The 26,046-nt window shown below is 59.5% G+C and carries 33 protein-coding genes and 1 pseudogene; 27 read left to right on the top strand and 7 right to left on the bottom strand.

The genetic code is table 11. From position 1 onward, the window contains the following. Nucleotides 1-184: hypothetical protein (locus tag RIFP1SYM_RS09300; protein ID WP_039960172.1), on the bottom strand; the 184-nt coding region annotated here is incomplete at its 3' end. Nucleotides 185-355: 171 nt separating this feature from the next. On the opposite strand from RIFP1SYM_RS09300, the gene RIFP1SYM_RS09295 reads away from it, so the two are divergent. The 5 genes from RIFP1SYM_RS09295 (at nucleotide 356) to RIFP1SYM_RS09275 (ending at nucleotide 4,466) form a co-directional block, all read left to right on the top strand. Further along, nucleotides 356-1,039 (top strand): zinc metallopeptidase, encoded by a 684-nt coding sequence (locus RIFP1SYM_RS09295; protein WP_005962946.1) that lies wholly within the window; start codon nucleotides 356-358, stop codon nucleotides 1,037-1,039. Nucleotides 1,040-1,099: 60 nt separating this feature from the next. Further along, entirely contained in the window at nucleotides 1,100-1,612 is a 513-nt protein-coding gene (locus RIFP1SYM_RS09290) for a SixA phosphatase family protein (RefSeq protein WP_005962943.1), read from the top strand. A 180-nt stretch (nucleotides 1,613-1,792) separates the two neighbouring features. Then, entirely contained in the window at nucleotides 1,793-2,641 is an 849-nt protein-coding gene (locus RIFP1SYM_RS09285; RefSeq protein WP_006473584.1) for a hypothetical protein, read from the top strand. 175 nt (nucleotides 2,642-2,816) lie between these two features. After that, nucleotides 2,817-3,779, top strand: coding sequence for an arsenosugar biosynthesis radical SAM (seleno)protein ArsS (arsS, locus tag RIFP1SYM_RS09280; RefSeq protein ID WP_005962937.1), 963 nt, complete (start codon nucleotides 2,817-2,819; stop codon nucleotides 3,777-3,779). A gap of 48 nt (nucleotides 3,780-3,827) precedes the next feature. Next, nucleotides 3,828-4,466 (top strand): TIGR04282 family arsenosugar biosynthesis glycosyltransferase, encoded by a 639-nt coding sequence (locus RIFP1SYM_RS09275; protein WP_006473585.1) that lies wholly within the window; start codon nucleotides 3,828-3,830, stop codon nucleotides 4,464-4,466. A gap of 4 nt (nucleotides 4,467-4,470) precedes the next feature. Here RIFP1SYM_RS09275 and flgN read toward each other — a convergent pair whose 3' ends face one another. From flgN to flgA, 3 genes are all read right to left on the bottom strand, one after another. After that, nucleotides 4,471-4,959 carry a flagellar protein FlgN gene (gene flgN, locus RIFP1SYM_RS09270; protein ID WP_005962931.1) on the bottom strand — a complete coding sequence of 163 codons (489 nt, stop codon included), beginning with the start codon at nucleotides 4,957-4,959 and terminating at the stop codon, nucleotides 4,471-4,473. 14 nt (nucleotides 4,960-4,973) lie between these two features. After that, complete coding sequence (gene flgM, locus RIFP1SYM_RS09265) at nucleotides 4,974-5,279, bottom strand: flagellar biosynthesis anti-sigma factor FlgM (protein WP_005962927.1); 306 nt, start codon at nucleotides 5,277-5,279, stop codon at nucleotides 4,974-4,976. Nucleotides 5,280-5,415: 136 nt separating this feature from the next. Continuing rightward, on the bottom strand, nucleotides 5,416-6,147 hold the full coding sequence (gene flgA, locus RIFP1SYM_RS09260; protein WP_005962924.1) for a flagellar basal body P-ring formation chaperone FlgA: 732 nt from the start codon (nucleotides 6,145-6,147) through the stop codon (nucleotides 5,416-5,418). A 319-nt stretch (nucleotides 6,148-6,466) separates the two neighbouring features. On the opposite strand from flgA, the gene flgB reads away from it, so the two are divergent. From flgB to pseC, 15 genes are all read left to right on the top strand, one after another. After that, nucleotides 6,467-6,856 (top strand): flagellar basal body rod protein FlgB, encoded by a 390-nt coding sequence (flgB, locus tag RIFP1SYM_RS09255; RefSeq protein ID WP_006473587.1) that lies wholly within the window; start codon nucleotides 6,467-6,469, stop codon nucleotides 6,854-6,856. 2 nt (nucleotides 6,857-6,858) lie between these two features. Next, nucleotides 6,859-7,272, top strand: coding sequence for a flagellar basal body rod protein FlgC (flgC, locus tag RIFP1SYM_RS09250; RefSeq protein ID WP_005962918.1), 414 nt, complete (start codon nucleotides 6,859-6,861; stop codon nucleotides 7,270-7,272). Nucleotides 7,273-7,282: 10 nt separating this feature from the next. After that, on the top strand, nucleotides 7,283-7,621 hold the full coding sequence (locus tag RIFP1SYM_RS16440) for a flagellar hook assembly protein FlgD (RefSeq protein WP_005962916.1): 339 nt from the start codon (nucleotides 7,283-7,285) through the stop codon (nucleotides 7,619-7,621). Then, complete coding sequence (locus RIFP1SYM_RS16435; protein ID WP_050798743.1) at nucleotides 7,573-7,953, top strand: FlgD immunoglobulin-like domain containing protein; 381 nt, start codon at nucleotides 7,573-7,575, stop codon at nucleotides 7,951-7,953. Before RIFP1SYM_RS16440 ends, RIFP1SYM_RS16435 begins: the two co-directional genes overlap by 49 nt. Before the next feature lie 28 nt (nucleotides 7,954-7,981). Next, nucleotides 7,982-9,244, top strand: a complete 1,263-nt coding sequence (gene flgE, locus RIFP1SYM_RS09240) for a flagellar hook protein FlgE (protein ID WP_005962911.1) — start codon at nucleotides 7,982-7,984, stop codon at nucleotides 9,242-9,244. A 13-nt stretch (nucleotides 9,245-9,257) separates the two neighbouring features. Beyond that, entirely contained in the window at nucleotides 9,258-9,998 is a 741-nt protein-coding gene (gene flgF, locus RIFP1SYM_RS09235; protein ID WP_005962909.1) for a flagellar basal-body rod protein FlgF, read from the top strand. A 76-nt stretch (nucleotides 9,999-10,074) separates the two neighbouring features. After that, a complete protein-coding gene (gene flgG / locus RIFP1SYM_RS09230) occupies nucleotides 10,075-10,860 on the top strand; it encodes a flagellar basal-body rod protein FlgG (protein ID WP_005962906.1) in 786 nt (261 codons plus the stop codon). Nucleotides 10,861-10,875: 15 nt separating this feature from the next. Further along, nucleotides 10,876-11,586, top strand: a complete 711-nt coding sequence (gene flgH, locus RIFP1SYM_RS09225; RefSeq protein WP_005962903.1) for a flagellar basal body L-ring protein FlgH — start codon at nucleotides 10,876-10,878, stop codon at nucleotides 11,584-11,586. A 13-nt stretch (nucleotides 11,587-11,599) separates the two neighbouring features. Beyond that, complete coding sequence (locus RIFP1SYM_RS09220) at nucleotides 11,600-12,724, top strand: flagellar basal body P-ring protein FlgI (RefSeq protein WP_006473592.1); 1,125 nt, start codon at nucleotides 11,600-11,602, stop codon at nucleotides 12,722-12,724. Then, nucleotides 12,724-13,668: a flagellar assembly peptidoglycan hydrolase FlgJ gene (gene flgJ / locus RIFP1SYM_RS09215; RefSeq protein ID WP_005962896.1), complete on the top strand. Its 945-nt coding sequence runs from the start codon at nucleotides 12,724-12,726 to the stop codon at nucleotides 13,666-13,668. Before RIFP1SYM_RS09220 ends, flgJ begins: the two co-directional genes overlap by 1 nt. 47 nt (nucleotides 13,669-13,715) lie before the next feature. Continuing rightward, nucleotides 13,716-14,915 carry a flagellar hook-associated protein FlgK gene (flgK, locus tag RIFP1SYM_RS16430; RefSeq protein WP_005962892.1) on the top strand — a complete coding sequence of 400 codons (1,200 nt, stop codon included), beginning with the start codon at nucleotides 13,716-13,718 and terminating at the stop codon, nucleotides 14,913-14,915. Nucleotides 14,916-14,932: 17 nt separating this feature from the next. After that, on the top strand, nucleotides 14,933-15,709 hold the full coding sequence (locus tag RIFP1SYM_RS16425) for a flagellar basal body rod C-terminal domain-containing protein (protein ID WP_005962890.1): 777 nt from the start codon (nucleotides 14,933-14,935) through the stop codon (nucleotides 15,707-15,709). A gap of 3 nt (nucleotides 15,710-15,712) precedes the next feature. Next, a complete protein-coding gene (gene flgL, locus RIFP1SYM_RS09205) occupies nucleotides 15,713-16,618 on the top strand; it encodes a flagellar hook-associated protein FlgL (RefSeq protein WP_005962887.1) in 906 nt (301 codons plus the stop codon). Nucleotides 16,619-16,735: 117 nt separating this feature from the next. Then, nucleotides 16,736-17,731 (top strand): UDP-N-acetylglucosamine 4,6-dehydratase (inverting), encoded by a 996-nt coding sequence (gene pseB, locus RIFP1SYM_RS09200; RefSeq protein WP_006473594.1) that lies wholly within the window; start codon nucleotides 16,736-16,738, stop codon nucleotides 17,729-17,731. Further along, nucleotides 17,728-18,882 carry a UDP-4-amino-4,6-dideoxy-N-acetyl-beta-L-altrosamine transaminase gene (gene pseC, locus RIFP1SYM_RS09195; RefSeq protein WP_005962881.1) on the top strand — a complete coding sequence of 385 codons (1,155 nt, stop codon included), beginning with the start codon at nucleotides 17,728-17,730 and terminating at the stop codon, nucleotides 18,880-18,882. Before pseB ends, pseC begins: the two co-directional genes overlap by 4 nt. Here the strand turns inward: pseC and RIFP1SYM_RS09190 are convergent. Then, on the bottom strand, nucleotides 18,879-19,583 hold the full coding sequence (locus RIFP1SYM_RS09190) for a WbqC family protein (protein WP_005962877.1): 705 nt from the start codon (nucleotides 19,581-19,583) through the stop codon (nucleotides 18,879-18,881). The genes pseC and RIFP1SYM_RS09190 overlap by 4 nt on opposite strands. Before the next feature lie 53 nt (nucleotides 19,584-19,636). On the opposite strand from RIFP1SYM_RS09190, the gene RIFP1SYM_RS09185 reads away from it, so the two are divergent. From RIFP1SYM_RS09185 to RIFP1SYM_RS09155, 7 genes are all read left to right on the top strand, one after another. After that, nucleotides 19,637-20,704, top strand: a complete 1,068-nt coding sequence (locus RIFP1SYM_RS09185; protein WP_005962874.1) for an N-acetylneuraminate synthase family protein — start codon at nucleotides 19,637-19,639, stop codon at nucleotides 20,702-20,704. A gap of 31 nt (nucleotides 20,705-20,735) precedes the next feature. After that, nucleotides 20,736-22,076 (top strand): B12-binding domain-containing radical SAM protein, encoded by a 1,341-nt coding sequence (locus RIFP1SYM_RS09180; RefSeq protein ID WP_005962872.1) that lies wholly within the window; start codon nucleotides 20,736-20,738, stop codon nucleotides 22,074-22,076. 101 nt (nucleotides 22,077-22,177) lie between these two features. Beyond that, entirely contained in the window at nucleotides 22,178-22,633 is a 456-nt protein-coding gene (locus RIFP1SYM_RS09175; protein WP_039960166.1) for an acyltransferase, read from the top strand. 206 nt (nucleotides 22,634-22,839) lie between these two features. Then, entirely contained in the window at nucleotides 22,840-22,992 is a 153-nt protein-coding gene (locus RIFP1SYM_RS09170) for a hypothetical protein (protein WP_006473600.1), read from the top strand. An 8-nt stretch (nucleotides 22,993-23,000) separates the two neighbouring features. Further along, nucleotides 23,001-23,195, top strand: coding sequence for a hypothetical protein (locus tag RIFP1SYM_RS09165; RefSeq protein ID WP_005962861.1), 195 nt, complete (start codon nucleotides 23,001-23,003; stop codon nucleotides 23,193-23,195). 121 nt (nucleotides 23,196-23,316) lie between these two features. Then, entirely contained in the window at nucleotides 23,317-23,904 is a 588-nt protein-coding gene (locus RIFP1SYM_RS09160) for a hypothetical protein (RefSeq protein ID WP_005962858.1), read from the top strand. Nucleotide 23,905: 1 nt separating this feature from the next. Continuing rightward, nucleotides 23,906-24,415, top strand: a complete 510-nt coding sequence (locus tag RIFP1SYM_RS09155) for a peroxiredoxin family protein (RefSeq protein WP_006473602.1) — start codon at nucleotides 23,906-23,908, stop codon at nucleotides 24,413-24,415. A gap of 201 nt (nucleotides 24,416-24,616) precedes the next feature. Here RIFP1SYM_RS09155 and RIFP1SYM_RS09150 read toward each other — a convergent pair whose 3' ends face one another. Both RIFP1SYM_RS09150 and RIFP1SYM_RS09145 read right to left on the bottom strand, forming a co-directional pair. After that, a complete protein-coding gene (locus tag RIFP1SYM_RS09150; protein WP_039960163.1) occupies nucleotides 24,617-25,345 on the bottom strand; it encodes an ABC transporter ATP-binding protein in 729 nt (242 codons plus the stop codon). Nucleotides 25,346-25,463: 118 nt separating this feature from the next. Next, nucleotides 25,464-25,971, bottom strand: a pseudogene (locus tag RIFP1SYM_RS09145) (ABC transporter permease); the annotation flags it as partial. Nucleotides 25,972-26,046 lie beyond the last annotated feature (75 nt).

Genomic DNA, 26,046 nt, shown 5'->3' with positions numbered 1-26,046 from the left:
GTAGCCGGCAGGGGAGGCAACGGTTGACCTCGTCAAGCAGCGAGATGGCGGCACCGACCACGATCAATAACCAGAAGACCTGGTTAAACCAGGTGTGATTGATAATCCCGTCCAGACCGTAGGTGAAATAACCGACCAAGCCGAACACCATGGCTGCAATCAGACCAAAAAGGATGGGTAGCATGGTTTTCTCCTCAAATAATGTACTAATAAGTATATTAGTAGATAATGAATTTTAGCTAAACAGTAAGAGTGCAATTTGCGGTTTTGGTTCCCGAAGAGTGTGATCGCCTCCTCGAAAGGGTGTTAGGGTTGAACCTGCTTTGTTGATTGAGATTGGATTCGGCTGGCACCAATGCATCTGCTCCTGTTGACTCTGCTGCTGATCGCCCTTGTTTACCTTCCTCAGTGGTGGGTTCAAAGTATCTTGAATCACTACAATCGGGAATCGGAGCCCTTCCCCGGTAATGGCGGGGAGTTGGCGCAGCATCTGCTCAAGCGCTTCGAAGTGCACGGCGTGAAGGTGGAGGTGACCGACCAGGGGGATCACTACGACCCCGTGCAGCGGGTGGTCAGGCTGACCGGGGATAAGCTGGATGGGCGCACTCTCACGGCGATCGCCACCGCTGCCCATGAGGTGGGCCATGCGATCCAGCACGCCAGCGATTATCCGCCTTTTCGCTGGCGCGAGCGACTGGTGCGTTTTGCACTGATAAGTGAGCAGATCGGCTCGTTTCTGCTGTTTAGTGTGCCTCTGATCGCCGCAGTCACCCGTCTGCCTGCCGTCGGAGCCCTAATGCTGTTGGCGGCGCTCGCGACTATCGGTGTCGGGGTTGTTGTGCAGCTGGTGACCCTGCCGGTGGAGTGGGACGCGAGCTTCGGTAAGGCGTTGCCGATCCTCACCAAGGGCGGCTACATCAACCCTAAGCAGGAACTGGCGGTGCGGCGTATCCTCAGGGCCTGTGCCATGAGCTATGTGGCCGCCTCTTTAGCGGGTCTGCTTAACTTCTGGCGCTGGATGCGGATTTTGAGGCGATAAAACTAGTCAGTGATTGTATGGATTATTTGGATCTGACGGCACATCTTCGAGGGTATTCCCATGCATCTTGAGCTGTTGTTGATGCGCCATGGCAAATCAGATTGGAGCCGGGCTGTTGATGACTTCAGGCGACCACTGAAAAAGCGGGGCCGGCGAGGTGCACAGCGCATCGGTGCCTGGCTGTGGCAGCAGGGACTGCGTCCAGATCATATTGTCAGTTCACCAGCGGAGCGTGCCAGTGCCACGGCACGACTGACATGCGAGGCGGTGGGCTTGCCGGTTGAGCGGATCGTCTACGATGAGCGAATCTATGAGGCGGGCATTAACGCTCTGTTACAGGTGCTGGCCGATACTCCCGCCAAGACTGAGCGAGTGTTGCTGGTGGGCCACAATCCTGGCCTTGAGAATCTGCTGATCTATCTGGCAGATCAGCCGGTTGTGTTGCCGGAGGATGCCAACCTGATGCCGACAGCGACCCTGGCGCGATTCAGGCTGGCTGGCGACTGGCAATCACTGAGTGCTGGCGCTGGCCGGTTGCTCTCAATCACCCGTGGCCGAAATCTCCCCGACTGATCGATCTGGGGGAGAAAACACCACTGGGCGGCGGTCTTGGAGATGCCAGCCTGTATGAGGGGTGACCGGCGTCACGGAATGGCAGGTCCGCCAGATTGCTGTTTCACACCAGACACCATGAATGGATAAACTCGGTTTCCTTACTTTCCGCACGACTCACTACCCAATGGAGATGAATTGATGAAGCGCCTCAGCATCGATGCTACTGCTGCCCTGGTCCTGGGGGCGCTGCTTCTGTTGGTTAATCTGATCGGGCTATTCAGAACGATGGAGGAGCCGGATCTGCTGCTCGATAATCGCGCCACTTTCAAAGGTGACAAACAGCTGATACTGGCTGAGATGCTGCCACAGGCCGATCGCAAACCCGGTGAGGATATCGAAACCTATTTCAAGCGCCTGAACCAACTGGTGAATGGTTCTATCGCCCACCTCTGGCACAGCGATGATGCCAAATACAGATACCATGGCCATGTGCCGCCTTGGGAAAACTATATCTTGTGGACGCTGGGATACCTCTGGAGTGAGCGGGTCGGTCAATATGAGTTTTTCGACTGGCGCAAGGCGGTGGAGCGAGGGATCGGGCTCTGCTCTCAGCATGCTCTGGTGATTAGCGGTATTCTGGAAGAGAACGGCATCGAGTCAAGCATTGTTGGACTGGAAGAGCATGTAGTGGCGACCGCTAAGACCACCAACGGCGACTGGTGGATCCTCGATCCTGACTACGGGGTTGTCATCCCGCATGATCTGCGAACTCTGGAACAGCAGCCTGAACTGGTCAGTGAATACTACGCGCCATCGATCCTCAACTGTAGCCCTCCCCTGAAGACCAAGACCTGTCAGGATGTGGCCTACATGGCGGGGATCTACCAGTCCACCGAGAATAACCATATCTACCCCAGCGGCCACACCGGCTATTCCTGGAAGTGGTATCTCATCGAGAAGGCTGCCTATCTGCTCAAATGGGCGATACCTCTGTTGTTATTTGGTTATGCCCTATTCAGATTCCGGCAGCGCCGTCGCTTGAGCTAGTGCTCTATTCCATCGGAATTGAGGCTTGCTCAGGTAATTATTGCGGTTTTTTTTTCACTCCTCTCTAATAGCGGCCTGAATCCAGGCGGCGCTTTGTTGCGTATTTCCTGTGATATGTCGTGCCGGTCGTGGTTGGGCGCGGCTCCAGCTTTTTCACTTGTGAACCGGAACTGCCATGTTGAATACGGCCCATCTACTTCAGCCCACCACATTTCCCGCCATCGAGCGTGGTGAGTTGAAGACCTTGCAGGTCAATCTGGGCCTGCGTTGCAACCTCTCCTGCCAGCATTGCCATGTCAATGCCGGCCCCCAAAGGACCGAGCAGATGGAGCGGGGGGTGGTGGAGGATGTGTTACGGTTTCTCTCCCGCCAGCAGTTGCAGAGCCTGGATCTCACCGGCGGTGCCCCTGAACTCAACCCGAATTTTCGCTACTTGGTGGAAAAGGCCCGGGCGATGGGGGTGCATGTCATCGATCGCTGCAACCTGACCGTGCTCGAAGAGTCGGGTCAGGAGGGGTTGGCTGAGTTTCTGGCCGCCAACCGGGTCGAGGTGGTTGCCTCTCTGCCCTGTTATCTGCAGGAGAATGTCGATAGTCAGCGTGGCAAGGGGAGCTATGACGCCAGCATTCGCGGTCTGAAACAGCTCAATCAGCTGGGTTATGGCGACCCGGCAAGTGGGCTGTCACTCAACTTGGTCTACAATCCGCTTGGGCCGAGCCTGCCGCCGCCACAGGGCCCGCTGGAGGCGGACTATCGCAAGCAGTTGGCAGAGCGCTTCGGCATCAGCTTCAATCAACTCTTCACCATCACCAACATGCCGATCCGGCGCTTTGGTAGTTTGCTCCACTCCAAGGGCGAGTTTCACACTTATCTTGACCTGCTGCGTTCCTCATTTAGCCCAGACAACCTGCAAGAGCTGATGTGTCGTTCTCTGATCAGTGTCGATTGGCAGGGGCGGGTCTATGATTGCGACTTCAACCAGATGCTCGATATGCCGATCAGTGATGAGAATAGTCCTAGACCAACCCTCAGCACCCTGCTCGATACGGATCTGCGCGGCAGGCCGATCCAGATTGCCGAGCACTGCTACGGTTGCACCGCGGGGCAGGGCAGCAGTTGCGGCGGGGCACTCGACTGATGCTGCTGCCATAGTCTGCAGATCGATCGNCGCCAGTCAGAGTTGAAGATGCAGCCGGTTGGTGAAGCGATACTGATCTTTGCTAAGGCGCCGGTCGCCGGCGAGGTGAAGACCCGCCTGATCCCTGCGCTGGGTGCGGACGGTGCGCGCCAGCTCTACCAACAGCTGCTGGAGCGGCTGCTCGGGATGGTGTGTCGGGAGCTGTCGTGTGCGGTGGAGCTCTGGTGCACCCCAGACAGCACGCATCCGCTGTTCCAGCACTTTGCCAGCCTACCGGGGGTGACGCTCCACCGGCAGCAGGGAGAGGATCTCGGTGAGCGCATGGCATATGCTTGTGAGGAAGCGTTGAGGCGGCAGCAGCGGGTGATTTTGATCGGTGTCGATGCGCCGGCACTTACCCCGCAGCAGTTGACCGATACCTTCGGGCGGCTTGCATCAGGAGACGATGCGGTGCTCGGCCCGGCGGAGGACGGGGGGTATGTGCTGTTGGGATTGAAGCGGAGTGCCGAATGCCTGTTTCATGGCCTACCGTGGGGTGGTGATCAGGTGGCGCAGTTGACGCGGGCCTGTCTGGAGCGGCTGGGATGGCGCTGGAGCGAACTGCCGACCCTGTGGGATCTCGATCGGCCGGAGGAGCTGCCGCGCCTCAGGTCACTGGGCTTAGGATTCTCGACTGAATCGACCTGAAGTCTCAGGCTTTACCCAGTGAGTGCGAGTGGCTGTGGCTGCGGGACTCGCCGCTGGGGCCGTAGGACTTCTGGTTTTCGCCGATGCCGCGCAGGATATCGAGCCCCTGTGCAGCCTGGCGCTGGCTGAGGGTGAGCAGCCCGCCGTTGATCCCGTTCTGCTTCTGACTGGCATCGACCTGCTCGAGAAACGCTTGCCACTGTTGTTGTAATAGCCCGGAGCCGTCCAGCTGCTCGATCAGCTTCCTGGTTTCTTCTCCATTGTTGTTCAGCCCCAACTCGCGGAGTAACCGGTTGTGCGCCTCAACGGCTTGGGCCACGTTGAGGATCTGCTGCTCCTTCTGCTGGTTGAGCGCCTCCAGTTGCTCTGCCGGGGCGGTGCTTTTCAGCAAGGCATACTCCTGCTTGAGAAGCGCCAGCAGTTGCTCGGTCGCTTCACTCTCCCGCTGCAGGATGCGGGAGAATCTTTCCCGGAGTTTGGGGTGATTATCCATGAGGAGGCCTTGGATCAGGCCAGGGCACGTTCCATCTCCAACAGATTTTCGGCTGAGTCATCCGGGTTTACCTTGTAGCTACCGGTGGCCAGGGAGCGCTGGGTGCTCTCCACGCGCTGGGCATCGACGACCGGCATCTTGGAGATCTTCTGCTCAAGCTGTTGAAGCTGCGAGGCGGAACTGGTCAGGCTGACGCTGTCGGCCTGGCGGCCAGGGGTGGCCCGGGTGGTTTCTGATGGTTGATTTGCACGATTGGCGGATGCGCTGTCAATGGTGCCCTGCAGCGCGCTGCTGGAAAGACTGCTGATCTCAATTGCCATCGATTTTCCTCTGAATACATTAATCCTAATGCTGTGTTCGGCTAAATCTCAGGATACTTTAGCACTCAGAAAAGGCATTGAGGAGGTTGCTTACTAACACCCTCCAGTAAAATCCTGGTGTCTGTATATCCTGCTTTCAATCTGCCCGCACTAGACTGGCGGATATCACCCGGGCCTGCAGCTTCCGCTTGGAGCTGAGGTTCTGCACCTTGATCAGATCGCCTGGATTGCCATTGGACAGCGCCTTGCCCTTCATCTGCACGCTGATGTCGCTGTTGCCTGCGATGATGGTGACCTGTTGTCCGCGGCGAATGGTTTTGTTGACGACCAGCAGGCTGGGCGTGACCGGTCTGTCGCGACGCAGCGTGCGCTTTAGGGTTCTGCCAGTCACCTCGGCGATGCTGTCGAAATGACCGCGCAGCAAATGGCTTGTCTCCTGTTCAACCAGCTTTACATCGTTTGGGCCGATGGCGGCGCCCCGAGCCAGATCCCGTTTTGCCACCACCACCTTGCCGATCACGCCGATCTCGGCTGAGACATAGAGGGTCCAGGGTTTCGGGCTTTCACATTTGATGCCGACCGTGGTTCGGCCCTGGCTGCGTGCGCCGGGCGGGGAGAAGCTCTGCAAAGGGGTCTCGCAACGGTTGAGTTTGAGGCGGTGGTCGAGGGGCAGCAGCTTGAGGGTGATCCGTTCCGGGCGGTCGGCGGTTTGCATCTTCAGATAGGCCTCTGCCGCCTGGATGATGGTGGCGTGGGGCTGGCTGGACCCCCCAGCCGGGGCGTTCGTGCTGATTAGAAGAAGGGTGAATAAGATTAACCCGGAGCAGAGGCTGCTGCGGGGCACGTATCGGTTGGCTGTGATCTGCATGGGAATTTGCCCTGATTTCTATTTCGGCTGCCATTAAGAGGTGCAAATTGTGTGCCGTTTGCCTGTTGGCGTGGGCGCCCCTGATTTTGGGGCAGATCTCTTACGCTGAATGTTCGTTCAATCGATCGGCCCCCGCTCAGGGGCGGCAACCCTTGCCGCCTGGCGGTGGATGTTTGCCGCAAATCTGCCTGGATCTGTCGCGGCTGAGCATCTCGTATCCCGCTGCAAACCTTGTGGTTGCTAGGTTGCGGCGCTGCATTGCGGTGTGTGGCATGTATTCTGCTGAAGAGAGGTGAGTTCTATCTCTTGGGAGCGCACCATGAATCTTGACGACGCCTTCGGCATCCATCCCCAGGCCCTGCTGCTGCGCGCGCGACGCAGTGAGCTAATCGCCAGCAACCTGGCGAACGCCGATACCCCTGGCTATAAGGCACGGGATTTCGACTTCCATAAGGTGCTGCAGCAGGCGCAGGGCGAGCCGGTGCGCCTGCGGACTACACATCCCAGCCACATCCAGGACGAGCAGGGTGTCGTGCCGCCGACACAGATGCTCTATCGCATCCCATCGCAGCCCTCCCTCGACGGCAATACGGTGGAGACCGAGCGGGAGCAGAGCACCTTCGCCTCCAACTCGCTGGAGTACCAGGCCAGCCTGCGTTTTCTCAACGGCAAGATCAGCAGCCTGCGCCAGGCCATAAAAGGTGAATAGCCATGTCGATGTTTAAGATCTTCGATACCGCGGCCAGTGGCATGAGTGCCCAGAGCCTGCGTCTTAACCTAGTGGCCAGCAACATGGCCAATGTCGATGCGGTGAGCAGCAGCATCGACGAGACTTACCGTGCCCGTCAGCCGGTGTTCCGCGCCATGGTTGATCAGTTCAACCCGGATGCGCCTGCCGTTGGCGTCAGCATGGTGGGGGTGATCGAGAGCCAGGCGCCGCTGATCCGGGAGTATGCGCCGGATCACCAGATGGCGGATGAAGCGGGCTACATCTTCCGCCCCAACGTCAATCCGGTGGAGGAAATGGCCAACATGATCTCTGCCTCCCGTTCCTACCAGGGCAATGTGGAGGTGGCCAGTGCCGCCAAGCAGCTGCTGATGGCAACCCTGCGTATGGGCCAGTAAGGAGAAGCTGATGGAAACTATACAGAGCAACGAAGAACTTTTTAGCAGCCTGGGATTTAGTGCCACCCCGCAGGAGCCGGTCGATCAGGGGCTGGAGATGGAGGATTTCATGAACCTGATGGTCACCGAGCTGACCCATCAGGATCCCTTCAAGCCGATGGAGAATACTGAGCTGGCGACGCAGATCTCCCAGTTCGCCGCAGTCTCCGGCATCGACGATCTAAACAAGTCATTTACTGGCCTNGCTCCAGCATCACCTCCGATCAGGCGCTACAGGCCGCCAATTTGTTGGGGCGCCAGGTGCTGGTGCCGAGCAGTGCCGGCTGGTTTGGCAGTGGTGACACCCTGAAAGGCTCCATCGAGCTTCCCTCTAATGCCAGCAATGTCACCCTGCGCATCACCAACTCAAACGGTGCGCTGGTGCGGGAGCTGGAGCTGGGTAGCCATGAGGGTGGTGCGCTGGCTTTTAGTTGGGATGGCTACGATGACCAGGGCGATTTTGCCGGCTCCGGCCTCTATCAAGTCACAGCCCAGGCCACCGTCGATGGTGCAGAGATGGCCCCGGCAGTGCATGTGGCGGCTGAGGTGGAGAGCGTCAGTCTGGGCGGTAGTGGTGGGGTGCGCCTCAATCTGGTCGGCCTTGGACAGGTTTCGATGAACGATGTGAAAGAGATCTACTGAACCGATTAAATGAATCAGGAGAAATAAGATGGCATTTCGTATTGCACTCAGCGGACTGGCCGCAGCCACCACCGACCTGGAAGTGACCGGCAACAATATCGCCAACTCGAGCACCACCGGCTTCAAGGAGTCGCGTGCCGAGTTTGCCGACATCTTTGCCTCCTCTATCTCCGACGCCAGCAATGCCACGTCGGGACAGGGAGTACGCACCACCAAGGTGGCGCAGCAGTTCCGCCAGGGCAGTATCGAGTTCACCGCCAACAATCTTGATCTGGGCATCAATGGTGAGGGCTTTTTTACCATGGAACAGCCCAACGGTGATCGCAGCTATACCCGTGCGGGTGCCTTCAATGTGGATCGCAACGGCTATGTGGTGGACCATACTGGCTCACGCTTGCAGATATTCCCGCCGGTGGATGCCGACGGCACCAGCTTCAACACCGGCACAACAGTGGACCTCAATCTGCCGGTGGTCTCCGGCGCGCCGGGCGCCACCTCACAGGTGACTGCATCGCTCAACCTGGGGGCCGCGGAGGACGTGCCGACGGTAGCCTTCAATGCCGCCAGTTATCCACCAAACCCACTCAGCTATAACCATTCCACCGCCACCACCATCTACGACTCCCTGGGCAGTGCTCACAGCATGAATATCTTCTACCGCAAGGTGGCAGATAATCAGTGGAACGCCTTCACTTATGTGGATGGTAACAATGTCACGGTGGGAGGCAATGCAGCGGCCGATATCCGCTTCAGTAGCAACGGCGCCCTGAGTACAGGGGCGGGTGATGTGACCAGCGGCGGGCTGGTGCCGCTGGATACCTTTACTCCCAGTGGTGGTGCGGCGCCGATTAGCGGGCTCAATTTCAACTACGTCAACACCACCCAGTTCGGCTCCAGTTTTGCGGTCAACGATCTGACCCAGGACGGTTTCACCTCCGGGCGCCTCAGCGGTGTCGACGTGGACAGCGAGGGAGTGGTGTTCGCCCGCTTCACCAACGGCCGCTCGGTGGGGCTGGGCAAGGTGGCGATGGCGCGTTTCAACAATAACCAGGGGCTGCGCCAGGTCGGTGACACCCGCTGGGTCGAGTCGTTTGCCTCTGGCGATGTGCAGCTCGGTGAGGCGGGTACCTCCAGCTTTGGCCTGATGCAGTCCGGGGCGCTGGAGAACTCTAACGTGGATCTCGCTGAGCAGCTGGTCAATCTGATCACCGCGCAGCGTAACTTCCAGGCCAATGCCCAGGTGATCACCACCGCTGACGCGGTCACCCAGTCGATCATCAACCTGCGCTGATAGGAGCTGAATTATGGACCGCATGCTTTATGTCGCGATGAGCGGGGCCAAAGAGACCCTGCTCGCCCAGGCGAACAACAACCACAATCTGGCCAACGTCAACACGCCAGGTTTTATGCAGGACCTCAACCAGTTCCGCAGCATGCCGGTGTTTGGCAGCGGCTATCCGACGCGAGTCTACGCGATGGACGAACGCCCCGACATCAGCTTCATCAAGGGCAGCCTACAGAGCACCGGCAACGATCTGGATCTGGCAGTGAAGGGAGCCGGCTTCATTGCGGTGCAGGCACCCGATGGCACAGAGGCCTACACACGTCGCGGTGACCTGAAGGTGGACGCCAATGGCATGCTCAGCAACGGCGAAGGTTTGCCGGTGATCGGCAATGGCGGGCCGATTTCCTTGCCGCCCCACGAGCAGATCGAGATCGGCAGTGACGGCACCATCACCATCTTGCCGCTGGGGGCCACCCCAGAAGCGCTGGCAGTGGTTGACCGCATCAAACTGGTCAACCCACCGATGCAGGAGATGATGAAGGGCGAGGATGGCCTGATGCGTATGAAAGATGGCGCTGAGGCCGAGGCAGATGCCGCTATGGAGCTGGTCTCAGGCGCGTTGGAGAGCAGCAATGTCAATATCGCCGACGCGTTGGTCAACATGATTGAACTGTCGCGACGCTTCGAGATGCAGGTGAAGATGATGAAAAATGCCCAGGAGCTCGACGCCGCCTCGGCCACTCTGCTGCGTCAGGCGTAATCTTGGCAGGTAAATTGCAACTTCTTTAGGCAGAGACAAACGATCGAATGCCCCAAGGGGCGGACAGGAGAAGATCATGTACCCGGCACTCCGGATAGCAAAAACCGGTCTTGATGCACAGCAGACCAACATGTCGGTGATCGCCCACAATCTGGCGAACGTCAACACTACCGGCTACAAGCGTGACCGGGCGGTGTTCAACGACCTGATCTATCAGAACCTGCGGCAGGTGGGAGCCCCGTCGAGTGAGAGCACAGAGCTTCCCTCTGGCCTGATGGTGGGCACCGGTGTGAAGGTGGTGGCGACCCAGAAGCAGCATAGCCAGGGCAACATTGTGCAGACTGGCAATAGTCTCGATGTGGCGATCCAGGGCAAGGGCTATTTCCAGGTCCTGCATCCCGACGGCAGCATCGTCTACTCTCGTGACGGCACTTACAGCCTCAGCGCAGACGGCGTGGTGGTGACCCCCAACGGCTATCAGCTGCAGCCGGCGATGACCGTACCCAATGACGCCACCAGCGTCACCATCGGTAGCGATGGCATCGTCTCGGTGCTGCAGGCGGGCAACACCGACCCGACCCAGATCGGCCAGATCGAGCTGGCCTACTTCGCCAATCCCCAGGGGCTGGAACCGATCGGCGATAACCTGTTTCGTGAGAGTGCCGCCAGTGGTGGGGTGAACACCGCGATCCCCGGCAGTGACAGCACCGGCACCCTGATGCAGGGGGCGCTGGAGAGCTCCAACGTCAACGTGGTGGAGGAACTGGTCAACATGATCGAGACCCAGCGCGCCTACGAGATGAACTCCAAGGCGATCTCCACTACCGATGAGATGCTCTCCTACATCAACAACCAGCTCTGATGAGGGAGGTGTGAAATGAGGCCTGCAATCGCCAGACTGAGCCTGATTAGCCTCACGCTGCTGCTGGCTGCCTGCCAGACTAGCGGCCCGGTGCGCGACATCAACTACGCGCCGGTGCGCCCGGTGACGCCGCCGCCGGCGCCTTCCGGCAACGGCTCAATCTATCAGGGCGGGCACGAAGTGAGTTGGTTTGAGGATATGCGCGCACGCCGGGTTGGGGATTTGCTCACCGTGATCCTCTCCGAGAGCACCTCCGCCAACAAGTCGGCGAAGAGCGGGACCAAGAAGTCCAACAGCAACACCATCGCCAACCCGACCATCTTCGGTTCCACTCCCCAGTTCAACACCCCGGGGCTGATCCCGCTGGCCAGTAACGACAATAATACCCTTGCCTTCTCTACCTCTGCGGCGAACGACTTCAAGGGTGAAGGTTCTGCCTCCCAGAGCAACGCCATCACCGGCAACATCACGGTCAGCGTGATCGAGGTGCTGCCCAACCGCAACCTGATGATCCGTGGCGAGAAGCGTATCGGCATCAACCAGGGCAACGAGTACATCCGTCTCTCCGGCATCGTGCGTTCCCAGGACATCAGCCCGGAGAACCAGGTGGAGTCGTCACGCATCGCTGATCCCACCATCATCTATGTGGGTGATGGCCAGCTTGCCGACAGCAACGCTATGGGCTGGTTGGCGAAGTTCTTTATCAGCCCAATCTTCCCCTTCTGAGTGGAGCAGTGCCATGACCCGACAGCGACTCAATAATCTGACCGCACTCCTGCTTCTGATGAGCCTGGTGGTGGTTGCGGCCCCGGTAGCGGCAGAACGCATCAAGGATCTGGCCTCGATCCAGGGGGTGCGTGGCAACCAGTTGATCGGCTATGGCCTGGTGGTGGGGCTCAACGGTACCGGCGATAAGGACACCGACTCTCCCTATACCCTGAACAGCCTGCGCAATATGTTGCACCAGTTCGGCGTGCAGATACCCGCTGGCACCAAGATCAAGCCGAAGAATGTCGCGGCGGTGATCGTGCATGGTGAGCTGCCACCCTTTAGCAAGGTGGGGCAGCGTATCAATGTCACCGTCTCCTCTCTGGGCAATGCCAAGAGTCTGCGTGGCGGCACCCTGTTGATGACTCCGTTGAAGGGCGCCGACGGTAACAACTACGCCATGGCCCAGGGCAACCTGGTGGTGGGCGGGCTCAGTGCCGAGGGCCAGGACGGCTCCAGGATCACCGTCAACATCCCTAGTGCCGGGCGTATCCCGAATGGCGCCACGGTGGAGCGTGAAGTGCCGAACAACTTCAACACTGGGCGCTATGTCACCCTCAACCTGCACGATGGCGACTTCACCACCGCGATGCGGTTGGCTGAGTCGGTCAACCTGACCCTTGGCCCGGGCACTGCCAAGCCGGTGGACTCCACCTCGATCCGTGTCAGTGCCCCCATCGATCCAGCGCAGAAGGTGAGCTTCATCGCCATGCTGGAGCAGCTCGAGGTGCAGCCCGGTACGGCACCGGCTCGGGTCATCATCAACTCGCGCACCGGCACGGTGGTGATCAACAGCCAGGTGCGGGTCTATCCGGCGGCAGTTTCCCACGGCAATCTGGTGGTGAGCATCAGCGAGAGTGCCGAGGTCTCCCAGCCCGGCGCCTTCTCTCCCGGTCAGACCACGGTGGTGCCGCAGAGCGATGTGGCGGTGGAGGAGCAGGGTGGCAATCACATGTTCCTGTTCAACCCCGGGGTGTCGCTGGATGAGGTGGTCAAGGCGGTCAACGAGGTGGGTGCCGCACCCAGTGATCTGGTGGCGATCCTCGAGGCACTGAAAGAGGCCGGCGCGCTGCGTGCTGAGCTGCTGGTGATCTGATGAACGCTCTGCCCGCCAGTGTCTATACCGATTTTCAGGGGCTGGCCGCGCTCAAGCATCAGGCGCGCCAGGATCAGGCAGGCTCCCTGGCCCAGGTGGCCCGGCAATTCGAATCGCTGTTCATGCAGATGATGCTGAAGCAGATGCGCCAGGCAAACCTGTCGGAGGGGTTGCTGGAGAGCAACAATACCCGCTTCTATCGTGATATGTACGATCAGCAGCTGGCGCTGCACCTCTCCGAGAGTGGCGGACTGGGCATCGGTGCGATGCTGCAACGCCAGCTTGGTGGGCAGGTAGATGAAACCAGCAAGCCGATTTCCGGGCTCGATAGCTATCGGGATCACCCGGCAGCGGTGATGCCAAGTGGGCTGCACGGTAAAAAGCTGAAGAGTGGCGGGGCGGAAGCCACTGTCTCGTCAGCACCGGCACCGGCAGCGTCGCTCGACACTCCTGAGGCGTTTGTTCGCAATCTCTGGTCCAGCGCTGAACAGACCGCTGCCGCAGTCGGGCTGGAACCTGAAGCGCTGCTCGCCCAGGCGGCGCTGGAGACCGGCTGGGGCCAGCATCTGATCCACACTGCCGATGGGCGCAGCAGCCACAATCTGTTCAACATTAAGGCCGATGCACGTTGGCAGGGGGAGCGGGTGTTCCGCGAGACCCTGGAGTATATCGACGGCGTAGCTGTGAAGCGGCGTGAAGCGTTTCGAGTCTACGACTCCTACCAGCAGAGCTTTCAGGACTATCTGGCCTTTCTCAGCGGCTCACCCCGTTATGCCGAGGCGATGCAGCAGAGTGGTGACAGTGCGGCCTATTTCAGCGCGCTGCAGCAGGCTGGTTACGCTACCGATCCGCACTACGCGAAGAAGGTGTTGCGGGTGATGGGTGGGGAAGAGATGCGTCAGGCCCTGGTCCCTATTCAGGGGCAGGGTAATAGGCCGATATAAGGTGGTGGGATGCTGATTTTGGTGACTGAGAGAGAAGAGGTGAAGACGTGGCTTCCATCCTGAACATTGGAGTCTCTGCGCTGAAGACCTATCAGCAGGCGCTCAACTCCACCGGCCACAACATCGCCAACGTCAACACTCCGGGTTACAGCCGACAGGTGATCAATCTGTCGAGCCGTGACCCGGAGCTGACCCCGGCGGGCTGGCTCGGCACCGGTGTCGAGCTGCATGGCATCAACCGCCAGTATGATGACTTCACCGCCAAGCGGGTGCGCGATGGCCGCTCCACGGTCGGCGAACTGGATGCCTTCTACAGTAATGCGCAGCGTCTCGATAGCATCCTCGCTGATCCGGCAGTAGGGTTGTCGCCGGCGCTCAATGACTTCTTTAATGCCATGCAGGAGTTGGCGGACGATCCCGCTTCGATCCCCTCGCGTCAGTTGCTCCTGGCGGAGAGCCGCTCGCTGGTGGAACGCATGCACGATCTCGATCAGCAGTTTGCGGATAGTCAGGCTCAGGTCAACCGACGCCTCGACGATGTGGTGCAGGAGATAGACCGGCTTGCCGAGTCGATCGCTAACGCTAACGATGCCGTGGTGAGCGCCCTCGGTCACGGCAGTCATCAGACCCCCAACGACCTGCTGGACCAGCGTGACGAGCTGATCAACGAGCTCTCTGACCTGGTTAACATCACCACGGTTGAGCAGTCGGATGGTGCGATGAATGTCTTTATTGGTCGCGGCCAGGTGTTGGTGGTGGGCAATGTGGCGTCGGATATCTCCACTGTTAGTTCCCCCGCCGATGCCTCGCAGCGGGATGTGATCTTCTCCAACGACTTCGGTGACACCAATATCAGCAGCGAACTGGATGGGGGCGAGCTGGGTGGGCTGCTGAGTTTTCGTCGTGAGATGCTCGACACCACCCGTAACCAGCTGGGCCTGGTGGCGCTCGGCATCTCGATGCAAATGAACCAGCAGCATCAGCTTGGCATCGACTTGGATGGCGACGTGGGCGGCGCGATTTTCTCCACGCCGGAGATCCAGGTGTTGGGTAACGCGAATAACAGTGGCGGTGCGGTGACTGCCAGCTACGGCACACTCTCTGATCTGACCGCGAGCGACTATAAGCTCGAATATGATGGTGGCAACAGCTACACTTTGCGGCGGCTCTCCGATAACACCACACCAGCATCGATACCGGCGGAGCCTCTCCGTTTACCACCGCCGAGATCGATGGCTTCAGCCTGACCATCGACTCCAGTGGGGTGGCGCAGGGTGACTCCTTCCTGATTCGTCCCAGCCGCGGCGCGGCGGACAGCATGCAGCTGCTGATCGACGATGTGCGTGGCTTCGCCGCCGCTGGTCGTCTGCAGTCGGCGGTTGCCATCGACGCCAGTGGCAACCCGGTCAACAGTGGCACGGCAGTGATCAGCCAGCCGAGCATCAGCAGCGGCAGTGGGTTGCCACTGGCGGCCAACATGGTTTTCAGCTTCTCTGACGATGCGGATGGCGCCGGCAATTCGGGGTTTGTGATCAGCAACGGTCCGGCTCCACCCAACAACTACATCCTCTATGACCCGGCCACCGAGAGCGCCGGCAAATCCTTTCCCTCCAGCGCCAATCCGAGCCAGTTCGACAGTTTTGGCGGGCTCAGTTTTAGGATCTCCGGCACCCCGACGGTGGGTGACCAGCTGATCGTCCGAAACAACACCAATGCTGCCACCGGTGATAACCGCAACGCTTTGGCGCTGGCGGCGATGCAGTCCCAGGATCGTATGTTGAATCTGAGCGCCAGCTATTCTGAAGTCTATTCGCAGCTGGTGGCTGGGGTGGGTGCCTCGACCCGCCAGGCAGAGGCGAGCCTGGCCGCCCAGGAGGGGCTGCTGGAACGCAATCGGGCCTCACAGGAAGAGGTCTCCGGGGTCAACCTGGATGAGGAGGCGGCCAAACTGGTGCAGTTTCAGCAGGCATATCAGGCCTCAGCAGAGATGATCAAGGTGGCCAATTCATTGTTTGATACGCTGCTCTCAGCAGTGAGGTAATCTATGTCGCGGATGTCAACCAACCTGATTTTCGAGAATGGTCTCAACCGCATGCTTGAGACCCAGAGCAAACTGGTCAAGACGCAGCAACAGATCGCCACCGGACGGCGTGTGCTCTCCCCCCAGGACGACCCGGCCGCGGCTGCCTATATTCTTGGCCTGCGCAACACCATCTCCACCGTGGAGCAGTACCAGGACAATAGCGAGCGAGTGCGCGCCCGCCTGGAGCTGGAGGAGACCACCCTGCAAGGGGTTACTAACCTGTTGCCGCGTATCCAAGAGTTGGCGGTGCAGGGGCAGAACGATGCCCTCACCGCGGAGCAGCGCAACGCCATCGCCGAGGAGGTGCTGCTGTTGCGTGATCAGCTGTTCAGTCTGGCCAACACTCGTGACAGTAACGGTGAATACATCTTCGCCGGTTTCCAGGGGGGCTCTGAGCCCTTCGTCTCGGTCGGGGCCGGCAGCTACAGCTATCGAGGCGATATGGGGGAGCGCAGTCTGCAAATCTCCAATGGACGTTCGATCCAGGACCGCAACAACGGCTTCGATGTGTTTATGAATATCGACACCAGCACAGGCGCCAAGCGCAACCTGTTCGAGACTGTCGACCAGATCGCCGCCGGCATGCAGGCCAACAATCCCGATGCAGTGCTGATTGATGATATCCAGCGGGCGCAGGACCATCTGTTGCAGTTCAGGACCTCAGTGGGTGCCCGTCTCAACTCCACCTCCGAACAGTATGAGGTCAATGAAGACTTCCTGCTGACCATGCAGACTGCCAAGTCGGAGGCTGAGGATCTGGATATCACCGAGGCGGTGAGCCGCTACGAACGTCAACTGCAGGCGCTAAACGCGGCACAGCAATCGTTTATCAAACTGCAGGGGCTGTCGCTATTCAACTTCCTGTGAGTGGCCCTCTATCCTGACTGATCACTGGCGTTGCCAGGCGCTGCTGGCTATGCTTGCTGCAGCCTGGATTATGAGAAGCCTGTCACAGTTGAGGCTTCGCGGAAATTGAGCGAGTGGATGTTCTCCGATAAAAGCATATTGATCACCGGTGGCACCGGTTCCTTTGGCCAGTTCTGCGCGCGCACCCTGCTAGCGCGCTATCACCCCCGCAAGATAATCGTCTTCTCCCGCGATGAGCTGAAGCAGTTCGAGATGCAGCAGCTGCTGCATGCACCACAGATGCGCTACTTCATCGGCGATGTGCGGGATCTGCAGCGGTTGCGGCAGGCGATGCGCGGGGTCGATCTGGTGATTCACGCCGCCGCCCTGAAGCAGGTGCCGGCTGCCGAATACAACCCGATGGAGTGCATAAAGACTAATGTGCACGGCGCAGAGAACGTGATCCAGGCGGCGCTCGATAACAACGTCGACAGCGTGATTGCGCTCTCCACCGATAAGGCCGCCAGCCCGATCAACCTCTACGGCGCCTCCAAGCTTGCCTCCGACAAGCTCTTCGTCGCCGCCAACAACATCGCCGGCGGTCAGCCGACCCGCTTTGCGGTGGTGCGCTACGGTAACGTCGCCGGCTCGCGGGGTTCGGTGATCCCCTTCTTCCGTAAACTGATCGACGAAGGGGCGGCCGCGCTGCCGATCACCGATGCGCGCATGACCCGTTTCTGGATCACCCTGCAGCAGGGGGTCGATTTTGTGTTGAAGGGCTTCGCTCGTATGCAGGGGGGCGAGATCTTCGTGCCAAAGATCCCCTCAGCGAGGATCACCGATATAGCCCAAGCGATGGCGCCGCAGCTGCCGATGCAGATTATCGGTATCCGTCCCGGCGAAAAGCTGCATGAGGTGATGTGTCCGCGGGACTGTTCGCATCTGGTCTCGGAATTTGATGACCACTTCGTGATCGCGCCGACCATCCGTTTTACCCATCCGGTGGATTACGCCCACAACCCGCTGGGAGAGAGCGGACGCGAGGTAGGCTGCGAATTCGAATACAGCTCTGGCAGCAATCCGCACTTTCTCACAGTGGATGAGATCGTCGAGCTGATTGACTCCCTAACATGATCCCCTACGGCCACCAGAGCCTTGACGAGAGCGACATCGATGCGGTGGCCGATGTCCTGCGTAGCGACTGGCTCACCCAGGGGCCGATGGCGCCGCGCTTTGGTCGGGCGGTGGCCGACTACTGCGGCGCCGCCTACGGGGTGGCGATGAGCAGTGCCACCGCCGGGTTGCATCTGGCCTGCCTGGCGTTGGGGCTGGGGCCGGGGGAGCGGCTCTGGAGCTCGCCGATTAGCTTTGTTGCCTCGGCCAACTGTGGCCGCTACTGTGGCGCCGAGGTCGATTTTGTCGACGTGGAGCCGGCCAGCGGCAACCTCTCGATCGATGCGCTGGAGCGCAAGCTGGAGCTGGCGGAACAACAGGGGCGGTTGCCGAAGGTTCTGGTGACGGTCCACTTCGCCGGTCAGCCGGTGGATCTGGCCGGCATTGACAGGTTGCGGGTGCAGTATGGTTTCAAGCTGATCGAGGATGCGGCCCATGCCCTGGGGGCCGGTTTCGCGGATTCCAGGATCGGCGACTGCCACTATAGTGATGCCACGGTCTTCAGCTTCCATCCAGTGAAACCGATCACTAGCGGCGAGGGTGGCGTGCTCACCACTAACGACCCAGAACTGGCGACGCAGGTGGGGCGGTTGCTGAGCCACGGCATCAGCCGTGATCCGGCGTTGATGCAGGGGGAGTCGGACGGCCCCTGGTACTACCAGCAGGTCGAACTGGGCTATAACTATCGCATGAACGATATCCAGGCCGCGCTGGGGCTGAGCCAGCTGCAGCGCCTCGATCAGTTTGTCGCGCGGCGCAGGGCGCTGGCGGAGCGTTACGAGCGGCTGCTCGCCGGTTTGCCGCTGACGCCCTTGGCGCGTCTGCCCGGACGACAGTCGGGCTGGCATCTCTATGTGGTGCGGCTCGATGCCGGGGCGGGCATCACACGCCGGCAGCTGTTTGAGGCGATGCGCGCCGCTGGCATCGGCGTCCAGGTGCACTATATTCCTATCCACCTGCAGCCCTACTATCGTGACCAGGGGTTTGCCGAAGGTGATCTTCCCGGGGCCGAGGCGTTTTATCAATCGGTGTTGACGCTGCCGCTCTATCCGGGGCTGAGTGAGGTGCAGCAGGACGAGGTGGTGGAGGCGCTGCAGCAGGCTCTAGCTTAGGGAGCCTTTGAATGAATCTGAGCGAGCAGGATTTTGAGGCTGGCCGGGCCCTGGTTGAAGAGTAGATCGACCGCGCTCATGTAGGGCTCGAATCTGCTTTGGATCTGGGTATAGCGGGGGTGTTGGTAGTCGTCGAACTCCACCTGAATGCCAGCGGCGGAGAAGGCGTCGAGATCCAGGTAGTCACGGCCAAACGGGCCAGAGAGGTAGCGGTCGGCGCCACAGCTGCGGCAGAGATTGAGCAGCAGCTGGCTCTTTTCGCCGTCGACCATCAGCTGCGAACTGCGTAACAGAGGGGTATTGATGGCAAAGGCGTCGAGCAGGTAGCGGGTGAGGTGTAGATTAAGGTCGATGAGATACTGCCAATCTCGTTGGTAGCTGGCCTCGAAAAAGCCGGCATGCTCGGCAAAGTAGGGCGCTTTGGCGTAGTTGAAGCGCAGGCTGTCCCAATGTTTGCGACGCCAGCGCGGGTCGTCGGCCAGCGTTAAGCGGTGGATGACCAGATCGCCAAAACGGTGGCGGGTCTTGATCGGTACCGTGAGCCAGCACCAGCCATCGTGGGTGCGGATGCGGTTGCGATTGACCATGCTGTTCTTTTCAAACTGCACATGATCCAGGATGACGTGCAGATCGGAACGGGCGATGCGTTGGAAGTAGCCCAGCCAGGGCAGATAGGCGGGTTGGTTGATGGAGAGGATCATCGCGCAGGTGCCGGGGTTGGGTTGAGAGTGAGTGAGAGAGAGATGGTAGCGAAATGACAGAGATCCAGATAGGCGGACGGGTGATTGGCCGGCATCAGCCACCCTTCATCATCGCTGAGACGGGGATCAACCACTGCGGCGATCTGGAGCGTGCCTTCAAGATGATTCGCGCTGCCCGGCAGGTTGGGGCGGATGCGGTCAAGTTTCAGACATTTCAGGCGGAGGAGTTTTGCAGCGATCCTCAGCAGACCTACAGCTACCGCTCCCAGGGGCGTGAGGTGACCGAGTCGATGCTGGAGATGTTTCGCCGCCACCAGTTCGAGCCGGAGCAGTGGCGGCAGATCTGCGACTGTTGCGACGAAGAGGGAATCATCTTCCTCTCCACGCCGCAGAACCGCAGCGATCTGGATCTGCTGCTGGAGCTGGAGATCCCGGCGATCAAAGTCGGTTCCGATGATTTTACCAATCTGCCGCAGTTGCGCGACTATGCCTCCACTGGCCTGCCGATGATCGTTTCCGCTGGCATGGCCGACCTGGACGAGGTGGAGCAGGCGCTGCGGGCCATCGGCACGTTCAAGGGCCACCCGACAGTATTGCTGCACTGCGTTTCCCAATACCCGGCGCCGCCAGAAGATGCCAACCTGCGCAAGCTGACTAGCCTGCGGCGTGAATACCCTGAGCTGATCCTGGGTTACTCGGACCACACCCAGGGGGTGTTGGGGGCGGTGCTGGCGGTGGCATTCGGCGCGCGGGTGTTCGAGAAACACTTCACCCTTGATCACGATCTGCCAGGGCCGGACCATTGGTTCTCGGCGGATATCGGTGAGCTGCAGCAGTGGGTTGAGGCAGTCCGCCAGGCCCATCGGATGCTCGGCAGTGAAGCGGTGGAGCCGACAGCGGTGGAACGTAAGCACCGTGATGCGTTTCGTCGCAGCGTGGTAGCGATCCGTAATATTTCCAAGAATGAGCCCTTCTCGCCTGAGAATCTGGGTGTCCGGCGTCCGGGTAGCGGCCTGAAACCGAACCATATGGATGCATTTTTTGGCCACCGGGCGACCCGCACCATCGCCGCCGGTGAGTTGATCCACTGGTCTGACCGGGAGGGCAACTGGGTTGATTGAACTGCGCTGGCTGGTGGAGAGAGACGACTGAATGGCCAAGATCGACATGCTGCTGGTCTACCCCAAGGCCACCAAAGATTCACCCGTCAATCTGACGCCGCTCTCCATCCTCTATCCTGGCGCGCTGTTTGAGTCCCAGGGCAAGCGGGTCGCCTATTTTGACGCACGCTACGATCCACCGGAGCTGCTCGACGAGCTGATCGGCGAGGCGGACGAGATTGGCGTCAGTTGCTTCACTGGCTACCAGACCGGCCAAGCGGCACGCATCCTGAAACACGCCAAGCGCCTCAAGCCTGGCATCATCACCGGGGTCGGCGGCCACCATGCCCGCATCCTGCCGGAGCAGTGCCTGAGCGAGCCGTTTGTCGACAAGGTCTGGCGGGAGCGGGTCTACGGCGAACACCTCTTTCCCTACAACGAACGCACCAAACACATGTTTGCGCGCGGTGACATGCAGTATTTCACCTCGCGAGGCTGCCCCTTCCCCTGCACCTTCTGCGCCCTCACCTCGCCCTGGAAGCCGAAACCGATCGACGAACTGGAGCGGGAACTGAAGATCATTCACCACGATGTGGGCTTCGACGAGATCTCCTTCAGCGACCCGAATATCGGCTTTGGTGTCTGGAAGGATGACGAGGGCAGGAACGTGCGTATGGACCGGGTCAGACGCATCCAGGAGATAGGCCGGCTGATGCGCGACCTGGGGGTGCGCTGGGACGGCAATATACGGGCCCCCTACCTGTCGCCGGAGATGGTGGAGGCGCTGGTGGAGGCCAGTTGCTTCTCCATCGAGATCGGCTGCGAATCGGGCAACGACCACTTCCTGCGCAAGGTGATCCGCAAGGGGCATGGCGTGAAGGCGATCTGTGAGGCGGCGCAGAACGTGCGCGGCTCCGGGGTCTCGATCATGTACAGCTTTATCGCCAACATGCCGCGCGAGACCCCGGCGATGCTGCGCGATACCCTCGACCTGATCGACTGGATTGTCGATACCGATCCGGATGCGCGGGTCTCGATCTACAACTACGCTCCCTATCCCGGCTCGCCGATGTATGAGGATGCGCTGGCCGGGGTCGACGGCTATCCGCGCTTCGAGCCGCCCGCCAGCATGGAGGGGTGGGGCAGGCTGAAACTGATGCAGTCGCCGATTTACTGGATCGCCGGGCTCAACTTCCGCATGGACAACACTCGCAAGAACTTCCCTGGTGACGACTGGCGGCTGATCGAACCCTACGTCGAGCTGGCCCGCGACAAGTGGCAGCGGCGCGATGTGGCTGAGTTTCCCTGCGATGAGGTGGAGCGGCTGATCGAGGCGCAGGTGCAGAAACGGCGCGCCGGGGATGCTTTGATGTTGGCCGAGGCCGGGGTCTGAAGCCCGCCATGGAACGTCTACGTCTTTTGTGTTTCCACGGTGGATAGGCTTTTCAATTTGAGCATTGGCGAACAGCATAACTTGTGTGGCGAGGAGCAACCATGAACCTGGCTGAGTTCGGCAATCTGTTTATCCGCTTCATCCAGTTCAAGAAGAATCCCTTCCACCCGCTGGTCTGGATCAATGGTGAGCCGGAACTGGGCAAGAATATCTCAGTGGGGGGGATGTCGGAGATCAACGCCACCGGGGCGCGGCTGGTGATCGGTGACGATTGCGACATCGCTTCCTTCGTGGCGATCAATTGTGTCGACTCTCACAAGCACTGCATCGGTATCTCAGATGAGGTGGAGCGGCGGGATATCATCATCGAAAACAATGTGTTCATCGGTTCTCACGCTGTGGTCAAGGGCGGGGCGATGATTGGCCACCACTCGGTTGTTGCCGCAGGCAGCGTAGTGGATGGGGTGACCATCCCCCCCTACTCTCTGGTCTATGGTAATCCGATGCAGGTGAAGGCCGGTTACTATCGGGAGCGGTGTCAGGGATGCCTAAAATGATATTTTCAGATGAGTGGAGGCAGGCCTGCGCCACCGGCCATCAACATAGTATCTGGTCCTGGTCAGATCTGCTCTCTCTCTATCTCGCCACTGCGCCAGACACATGCTCAACTCGAATGTGCTGGAGCTGGGTACCGGAGCGGGTGCCAATATCAGTTTGTTCCCGCAGCAGGGGCTGAGCTACTACGGTATCGAGGGGGAGTGCGATGGCGGTCGAGTGGTTGCGGGAACGTTTTCCTGAGTATGCCGAGACGATTGCCTGCGGCGATTTTACTCGTGAGATCCCCTGGCCGGGGCCCTTCGCCCTGATCGTCGATCGTGCCTCACTGATCCATAACACCACCGTCGCCATTCAATAGACCTTGGAGTGCTGTTACGATCGCCTCAGCCCGGCCGGTTCTTTCTCGGGGTCAACTGGTGCTCCACCGCCTACTCTGAATTCGACAAGGGCGAGCCGGCGGAGGACGCGCAGACAAAGCGCGGTTTTCGTTCAGGCCCTTTTTCCGGGGTGGAGTGGGTCCACTTCTCAGAGGAACTGCACTTGCAGGAGCTATTTGGTTGATTTGAGCTGCTGTTTCTGGAATATACCCGCAAGCAGCGCCTGATCGATCCGCAGGAGCATGACTTTAAGTTTGCCTCCTGGAGTCTGCTGGCGCGCAAGCCGGGATAGTTGATAACGAACGATGATGCACAAAAGAGAACTTTTTCGCTGGTTCCTATGCGTGGCACTGCTGCCCGCCAGCGGGTTTGCCAGGGTGGAGAAGACGGTTGACCCAACTACCCAACTCAGTAGTTGGAAACTGTCACAGGCGGGCCTTGAGCTGAAGCTGGTCCAGCGCCTGCCGGATCAGACTCGGGGCTTTTTTCAGGCGCGGGGCTTTTCCAAGACCATAGCGGACCAGATCGCCACCCACTGTGTGCTGCAAACTATCGCCAGAAACCGCGCCAGCGATGCCGCTGCTGGAGCGATTAGTATCGATCTCAACGAATGGCGCATCCGCCAGGGGGATAAGGTCCGGGGGCTCAAACTGAAAGAGAGCTGGGATGCGGAGTGGGGCGACGACCAGGTGAGTGCGGCCTCCCGCATCGCCTTTCGCTGGGCGACCTTCCCAACCCGGCAGACCTTTGAACCTGCCGGGGACTATAACTGGGGTATGACAAGCTTTGGGCCGCTGCCCGGAAGCCGCTTCGATCTGAAAGTGGTTTGGAGAGAGGGCGATGAGCAGAAAATCGTATGGATAGAGGCGCTCGAGTGTGCGGAAGATCGTTAAGATGAACAAAACTATCATTGGAACTTTTTTGGCGTCTCTGTTGCTGCTGTTTTGCAGCCGACTCGCTGCTGAGCAATTGCTGACGCGTCTTACAGATCAGCCGGAGGCACCCGCTTTTGATCTGCCGGATATGGATGGTGAGGCGCACTCGCTGGCAAGTTACAGAGGGCGGCCGGTGATCGTGAATTTCTGGGCGACTTGGTGCCCACCCTGCCGTGCCGAGCTGCCGTCGATGAATCGTGGCTGGGCGAAGATCAAGGATCAGGGAATCGCGATGATCGCGATCAACGTGGGCGAGGATGAGGAGACCATCTTCAGCTTCATGGGCGACTACCCGATCGACTTCCAGGTGTTGCTCGACCAGTCGGGCCAGACTATCCAGCGCTGGCCGATCAAGGGCCTGCCCACCACCTTTGTGATTGATCCAGAGGGGCGGCTGGTCTACCGCGCCATCGGCGGCCGCGAGTGGGACGCCGATGAACTGCTCGATCTGGTGCGCAAACTGAAGTGAACATGTATAGGCCGAGCCATGCCCGACATCATGCGTGATTTCAGCGGGTTGCAAGTGACGGTCATGGGCCGCCCTATCTTTATTTAATTGCCGGATTAACAACACGGCGGTCTTTCATTTTGAGCCCCCATCAGTGGGAAACGGGCAGACATGGCCGCTGTTGCCTTCAGAGCGCTGCTATCGCGCTAATCATCAGATCCATCAGCCAGCAACGAGGCTCAGTGCAGGTTCCTCTCCATCACTTTCGTTATCGTCGTTACTGGCCGGAACGCCCGGTTGCGTATGGCGTTCGTGCAGGAACTTGACCACTTCGGCGCGGTAGTGATTGTAAGTTGGGTTCTCGGCCAAGGTCAGGCGATCACGCGGGCGCGGCAGGTCGATATCGAGGATCTCGCCGATGGTGGCCGACGGGCCGTTGCTCATCATCACGATACGATCAGAGAGCAGCACCGCCTCGTCCACGTCGTGGGTGATCATGATCACAGTGTTGTTGAGCCGCGCCTGGATCTCCATCAACGAGTCCTGCATGTGGGTGCGGGTCAGGGAGTCGAGGGCGCCGAAGGGTTCATCCATCAGCAACACCTTGCGCTCCTGCTTTGACTTGGTCTTCTTGAAGAGCTGATCGACCGCTAGGCGCACGTTGTCGTAGACGCTGAGCCAGGGCATCAGCGAGTGGTGCTGAAATACCACGGCACGATCGGGGCCGGGTTCAGTCACCTCTTTGCCTTCCAGAATCACGCCACCCTCTGTGGCATTCAACAGACCGGCGATGATATTGAGTACGGTGGATTTACCGCAGCCCGAGTGGCCGATCAGCGAGATGAACTCGCCCTGTTTTACCTCCAGCTTGACGTCTTTCAGCACATTCAGCGGACCGTTATCGGTGGGGAAGGTGATGCTGATGTGGTCGATGTTCAGATAACTGTTCATTTCATTGCACCTTGTGCGATTCACAATCGTTGTTTATTCCGGCTTTCAATTTTCAACTTGTAGATCTGTCTTTAGCCGGGCATGTCCGGATAAAGGCAGATCTAGATTGCGGCTTGCGTTAATGAAGAACTGCGTTCTTGTCCCAGCTGGTTCTGCGTTGCAGCATCAACATGCCGCGGTCGAGCAGGAAGCCGATGAGGCCGATCACCAGTACTGCGACCATGATGCGCGCCTNGCGAGTTGGAACTGCCGTTCTGGAACTCGTCCCAGACGAACTTGCCGAGGCCGGGGTTCTGCGCCAGCATCTCGGCAGCGATCAGTACCATCCAGCCGATGCCCAGGGAGAGACGCAGGCCGGTGAAGATCATCGGCATGGCGGAGGGCAGGATGATCTTGAAGGTTTTGGTGGTGGCGTTAAGACGCAGCACGCGGCTGACGTTGATCAGATCCTTGTCGACACCGTTCACGCCCACCGTAGTATTGATGATGGTCGGCCAGAGGCAGCAGAGGGTGACGGTGATCGCCGAAGTGAGAAATGACTTGGAGAATGCCGGGTCGTTGCTCACATAGACGGCAGATACCACCATGGTGACTAGTGGTAGCCAGGCGAGTGGCGATACCGGTCGGAGATCTGGCCCCAGCGCCGCATCTGAGTCAGGTACCAGACCGCATCGGAGTCGTAGGGATAGGTGGCGTTGTAG

Source organism: endosymbiont of Riftia pachyptila (vent Ph05), assembly GCF_000224455.1.
Classification (GTDB): Bacteria; Pseudomonadota; Gammaproteobacteria; order Chromatiales; family Chromatiaceae; genus Endoriftia; species Endoriftia persephonae.
This window is presented reverse-complemented; position numbering and strand designations above follow the sequence as displayed.

What these genes read in the sequence shown, in the direction of transcription:
- flgH (WP_005962903.1), top strand. Translation starts at nt 10,876, where the DNA reads ATGAGGCCTGCAATCGCCAGACTGAGCCTGATTAGCCTCACGCTGCTG.
- RIFP1SYM_RS09170 (WP_006473600.1), top strand. Translation starts at nt 22,840, where the DNA reads ATGGCGGTCGAGTGGTTGCGGGAACGTTTTCCTGAGTATGCCGAGACG.
- flgG (WP_005962906.1), top strand. Translation starts at nt 10,075, where the DNA reads ATGTACCCGGCACTCCGGATAGCAAAAACCGGTCTTGATGCACAGCAG.
- RIFP1SYM_RS09160 (WP_005962858.1), top strand. Translation starts at nt 23,317, where the DNA reads ATGATGCACAAAAGAGAACTTTTTCGCTGGTTCCTATGCGTGGCACTG.
- arsS (WP_005962937.1), top strand. Translation starts at nt 2,817, where the DNA reads ATGTTGAATACGGCCCATCTACTTCAGCCCACCACATTTCCCGCCATC.
- RIFP1SYM_RS09150 (WP_039960163.1), bottom strand. Translation starts at nt 25,345, where the DNA reads ATGAACAGTTATCTGAACATCGACCACATCAGCATCACCTTCCCCACC.
- RIFP1SYM_RS09220 (WP_006473592.1), top strand. Translation starts at nt 11,600, where the DNA reads ATGACCCGACAGCGACTCAATAATCTGACCGCACTCCTGCTTCTGATG.
- flgE (WP_005962911.1), top strand. Translation starts at nt 7,982, where the DNA reads ATGGCATTTCGTATTGCACTCAGCGGACTGGCCGCAGCCACCACCGAC.
- RIFP1SYM_RS09285 (WP_006473584.1), top strand. Translation starts at nt 1,793, where the DNA reads ATGAAGCGCCTCAGCATCGATGCTACTGCTGCCCTGGTCCTGGGGGCG.
- RIFP1SYM_RS09290 (WP_005962943.1), top strand. Translation starts at nt 1,100, where the DNA reads ATGCATCTTGAGCTGTTGTTGATGCGCCATGGCAAATCAGATTGGAGC.
- flgJ (WP_005962896.1), top strand. Translation starts at nt 12,724, where the DNA reads ATGAACGCTCTGCCCGCCAGTGTCTATACCGATTTTCAGGGGCTGGCC.
- RIFP1SYM_RS09180 (WP_005962872.1), top strand. Translation starts at nt 20,736, where the DNA reads ATGGCCAAGATCGACATGCTGCTGGTCTACCCCAAGGCCACCAAAGAT.
- flgC (WP_005962918.1), top strand. Translation starts at nt 6,859, where the DNA reads ATGTCGATGTTTAAGATCTTCGATACCGCGGCCAGTGGCATGAGTGCC.
- pseC (WP_005962881.1), top strand. Translation starts at nt 17,728, where the DNA reads ATGATCCCCTACGGCCACCAGAGCCTTGACGAGAGCGACATCGATGCG.
- flgN (WP_005962931.1), bottom strand. Translation starts at nt 4,959, where the DNA reads ATGGATAATCACCCCAAACTCCGGGAAAGATTCTCCCGCATCCTGCAG.
- RIFP1SYM_RS09175 (WP_039960166.1), top strand. Translation starts at nt 22,178, where the DNA reads ATGAACCTGGCTGAGTTCGGCAATCTGTTTATCCGCTTCATCCAGTTC.
- RIFP1SYM_RS09155 (WP_006473602.1), top strand. Translation starts at nt 23,906, where the DNA reads ATGAACAAAACTATCATTGGAACTTTTTTGGCGTCTCTGTTGCTGCTG.
- RIFP1SYM_RS09185 (WP_005962874.1), top strand. Translation starts at nt 19,637, where the DNA reads ATGACAGAGATCCAGATAGGCGGACGGGTGATTGGCCGGCATCAGCCA.
- flgA (WP_005962924.1), bottom strand. Translation starts at nt 6,147, where the DNA reads ATGCAGATCACAGCCAACCGATACGTGCCCCGCAGCAGCCTCTGCTCC.
- flgB (WP_006473587.1), top strand. Translation starts at nt 6,467, where the DNA reads ATGAATCTTGACGACGCCTTCGGCATCCATCCCCAGGCCCTGCTGCTG.
- RIFP1SYM_RS09295 (WP_005962946.1), top strand. Translation starts at nt 356, where the DNA reads ATGCATCTGCTCCTGTTGACTCTGCTGCTGATCGCCCTTGTTTACCTT.
- flgL (WP_005962887.1), top strand. Translation starts at nt 15,713, where the DNA reads ATGTCGCGGATGTCAACCAACCTGATTTTCGAGAATGGTCTCAACCGC.
- flgM (WP_005962927.1), bottom strand. Translation starts at nt 5,279, where the DNA reads ATGGCAATTGAGATCAGCAGTCTTTCCAGCAGCGCGCTGCAGGGCACC.
- RIFP1SYM_RS09275 (WP_006473585.1), top strand. Translation starts at nt 3,828, where the DNA reads ATGCAGCCGGTTGGTGAAGCGATACTGATCTTTGCTAAGGCGCCGGTC.
- RIFP1SYM_RS09190 (WP_005962877.1), bottom strand. Translation starts at nt 19,583, where the DNA reads ATGATCCTCTCCATCAACCAACCCGCCTATCTGCCCTGGCTGGGCTAC.
- flgF (WP_005962909.1), top strand. Translation starts at nt 9,258, where the DNA reads ATGGACCGCATGCTTTATGTCGCGATGAGCGGGGCCAAAGAGACCCTG.
- pseB (WP_006473594.1), top strand. Translation starts at nt 16,736, where the DNA reads ATGTTCTCCGATAAAAGCATATTGATCACCGGTGGCACCGGTTCCTTT.